At 73.5% G+C, this 2,865-nt stretch carries 6 protein-coding genes; all 6 read right to left on the reverse strand.

All coding sequences use genetic code 11. The features are described from left to right. Positions 1 to 504, reverse strand: a 504-nt coding sequence (locus tag DKL51_RS29815; RefSeq protein WP_185734964.1) for a GvpL/GvpF family gas vesicle protein, incomplete at its 3' end; no start/stop codon positions are given. Next, positions 501 to 860, reverse strand: a complete 360-nt coding sequence (locus tag DKL51_RS29820; RefSeq protein ID WP_109946018.1) for a gas vesicle protein — start codon at positions 858 to 860, stop codon at positions 501 to 503. The genes DKL51_RS29820 and DKL51_RS29815, both read right to left, overlap by 4 nt. Before the next feature lie 7 nt (positions 861 to 867). Next, positions 868 to 1,221: a gas vesicle protein GvpO gene (locus DKL51_RS29825; RefSeq protein ID WP_109945973.1), complete on the reverse strand. Its 354-nt coding sequence runs from the start codon at positions 1,219 to 1,221 to the stop codon at positions 868 to 870. Further along, the gene (locus DKL51_RS29830) at positions 1,172 to 1,585 is read right to left on the reverse strand and encodes a gas vesicle protein GvpG (RefSeq protein ID WP_109945974.1); all 414 of its coding nucleotides are present in this window, start codon (positions 1,583 to 1,585) and stop codon (positions 1,172 to 1,174) included. The genes DKL51_RS29825 and DKL51_RS29830 overlap by 50 nt, the downstream gene beginning before the upstream one ends. A 3-nt stretch (positions 1,586 to 1,588) precedes the next feature. Continuing rightward, complete coding sequence (locus DKL51_RS29835) at positions 1,589 to 2,368, reverse strand: GvpL/GvpF family gas vesicle protein (RefSeq protein ID WP_109945975.1); 780 nt, start codon at positions 2,366 to 2,368, stop codon at positions 1,589 to 1,591. Between the two features lies 1 nt (position 2,369). Further along, positions 2,370 to 2,795, reverse strand: coding sequence for a gas vesicle protein GvpJ (gvpJ, locus tag DKL51_RS37590; protein WP_207783922.1), 426 nt, complete (start codon positions 2,793 to 2,795; stop codon positions 2,370 to 2,372). Between the last annotated feature and the right edge of the window lie 70 nt (positions 2,796 to 2,865).

Here is a 2,865-nt window from a genome sequence, read left to right on the forward strand (position 1 = left end):
CCGCAGGTACGCGGCACCCGCCTCGCCCCCGGCAGCGGGTTCCGCCGCCCGGGGTGACGCGCCGGGAACGACGTAGCCCTTGACGCCCCACTCCTCGCGGCCGGTGAGCCGGGCCAGCGTGCCGGCCAGCTCGTCGCGCCGCTCGGTCAGCACCCGGGCGACCCGCTCGTCGTCCCGGTGCACGGTGGCCAGCCGGGCCGGCACCACCGCGCCGGCCCGGGACAGCGCGTCCACCACCGCGTGGTGGGTACGGGCGGCCCGCTCGAGCCACGCCAGGTCCTCCAGGTTGCGGCGCAGCGCCTCCTCGCCGTACTCGGCGAGCGGCGCGGCGCTGACCACGGCGACCAGGCCGGCGGCGCGGACCGCCCGGACCGGCGTGCCGTCCATCCCGGTGATCGCCGCCAGCGTCGCGGGATCGGCGGCGGCGACCACGCCGTGCAGCCAGACACCCGTACCGGTGGCCGGCGCCCCGCCGGCGGGCGTCGTTCCAGCCGTCGTACTCATTCCCAGTCCTCCCTCGCGGCGCGTTCGGCCCGGGCGGCGATCCGGGGCCGCCGTTCCGCCTCGACCTCCTCCGGGTCGCGCGGGCCGGGCTCGACCGGCGGACGGGCGCGGGAGCTGAGCCACGGGTCGTGCTCCCACCAGTCGATGCCGATCTGCCGTGCGGTGTCCACGGAGGCGATGACCAGCCGCAGCTTGAGCGTCAACAGTTCGATGTCGAGCAGGCTGACCCGGATGTCGCCGGCGATGACGATGCCCCGGTCGAGCACCCGTTCCAGGATGTCGCCGAGGTTCGCCGGCTCGTGCCCGGCCGGCAGGACCTGGCCGGAGTTCTGCACCACGGAAGGTGGTCTCGGCATGGTCATCTCAGCCCACGTCCCCCTTGCCCCGTTGATAGCGGCGCAGCCGCCGGTAGCCGAGCAGTCCGCCCTCGACGTCCAGCTCGACCTCGTAGAGACCGAGCAGGTCGGTCGAGGCGGGGATCCGGTGGTCCTCGACCACCTCCACCCCGACCAGCCAGCCTTCCTCGGTGGACTCCAGCGACGTGGTGCCGAGCGGGTCCTTGCCGGTCAACGCCGCGATCTGGCGCAGCCCCTCCCGGGCCGCCTCGGCCGCCGACACCCCCTCGACGTACTCCTCCTCGTACCGGTCCTCGTACTGGTCCTCCGGCTCACTCCGGCGCTCCCGGTCGCCGTCGCCGCGAATCCGTCCTGGTGCCATTTCCACTCCCTCGTCGCCGGTCCTGCTCACCCCGTCCATCGGTACGCCGGTGGCCCGCCCCTCCTCGCCGGGGCGCGGGCTGCCGTGCGGGACGGTCCGGGGCGGCGGTGCCGGGGCCCGGCTCGGGCCCGGCACCGCCGACCGGCGGGGTCAGCCGGTCCAGGACCTGCTCCTGTTGCCGGTCCCGCTGCTCAGGCGTGATCTCTCCCGCCTCAGCGGCCTGGTCCAGCTCCTCCAGCTCCCGGCGGATGTTCACCGGGTTGTACATCTGGGACTCCGCCTCCCGGGCGATCACCTTCACCACCGCGGTCAGCCCCCGCACCGGGGCGTACGGCAGGGTCAGCAACGCCCAGAGGATGTCCACCGGTTACTCCGCCGCCAGCTGGTGCGCACTGACGAAGTCGTACGGTGCCAGTGGCCCGAGCAGTCGCATCCGGATCAGGTCGCGCCGCTGCTCGGCGAAGTCCTCGACCGCCTTGACGAACTGCTCCTCGTCGTCCGTACCGACCAGGAAGGCGACGTGCACCGCGTCCAGCTCGTGACTCGGTGGCCGGGGGGCGTTCGCCACCGAGAGCGGGCTGAGCGCGTCGATCAGCTGCTGGTTCTCGGCCTCCCGGCGCAGCTCGACCGCCTGGCTGATCATCTCGCCGAGGCGGATCCGCTGCTCCCGGGTCACCTCTTCCGGCTGCCCGCGGACCTGGCGGGCCAGCTCCCCGGCGTCCGGATTGTCGGTGAGCACCTGGGCGATCAGCTCCTGCTCGTGGTACCGGCCGTGCACGGTGTACTGGAGCCGGTCCTCGAACTCCTCCAGCGCCGCGACGAACTGGTCCTGGTGCGCCTCCAGCAGGTCCTTCACCGCGTCCGGCCCGGTCACCACGGTGCCGAACCGGACCGGCAGCACCGGCGCCACCGCCGCCGTCCCGTCGAGCAGGGTCTGGTACGCCGTCAGGTCGGCAGGTCGGCCCATCGGCTGTTCCAGCCCCACCTCGCTGACGAGCGCCGCCAGTTCACCCTGCCGGATCGCGGCCACCTCGCCGGGTGGATCACCGACCCCGGCGGCATCCGCGGTCGGCTCCACGTCGGACGGCACGATGCCGTAGATGAACAGGCCGGTCTCGGCGGCCGGCTGAGCGTTCGTGTCGGTCATCTCAGCCCTCCTCGTCCCGGCGTCGGCGCGGCCGGCCCCGTTCCCGCTCGGATCCACGGTCGCTGAGCGAGTCCACCACCGCGCCGCTGATCTCCTTCGCCGCCTTGCCGAGGCCGGACATGGCCTTGCCCTTGCTGACCGCGCCGGTGGCGCCCTCGATCAGGTCGGGAAGCCCCTTCTGGTCCTCGGGGACGATGCTCAGCCGGTCGACCGCCTCGGCGAACCGCAGGTACGTCTCGACGCTGGCGATCACGATCCGGGCGTTGATCTCCAGCAGCTGGATGCCGACCACGGCGACCGACACCTGCGCGTCGATCACCACGCCCTTGTCCAGCACCGTCTCCACGACGTCGGCGAGTGTCCCGGAACTGGCGCCCCCGCGCTCCAGGGCGCCGGTCGGGCCCCCGCTGGTCGGTGCGATGGTCACTCTTCACGCTCCTCGCGACGACGGCGAACGACTGGACGCCGGGGCGCCTCCGGGGCGCGCCGGACGGGTG

It is taken from the genome of Micromonospora globispora (assembly GCF_003857015.1).
Lineage (GTDB): Bacteria > Actinomycetota > Actinomycetes > Mycobacteriales > Micromonosporaceae > Micromonospora > Micromonospora globispora.

Bases quoted from the DNA above. Each gene is read 5' to 3' on its own strand.
- DKL51_RS29835 (WP_109945975.1), bottom strand. From the start codon at position 2,368: ATGACCGACACGAACGCTCAGCCGGCCGCCGAGACCGGCCTGTTCATC.
- DKL51_RS29820 (WP_109946018.1), bottom strand. From the start codon at position 860: ATGCCGAGACCACCTTCCGTGGTGCAGAACTCCGGCCAGGTCCTGCCG.
- DKL51_RS29825 (WP_109945973.1), bottom strand. From the start codon at position 1,221: ATGGCACCAGGACGGATTCGCGGCGACGGCGACCGGGAGCGCCGGAGT.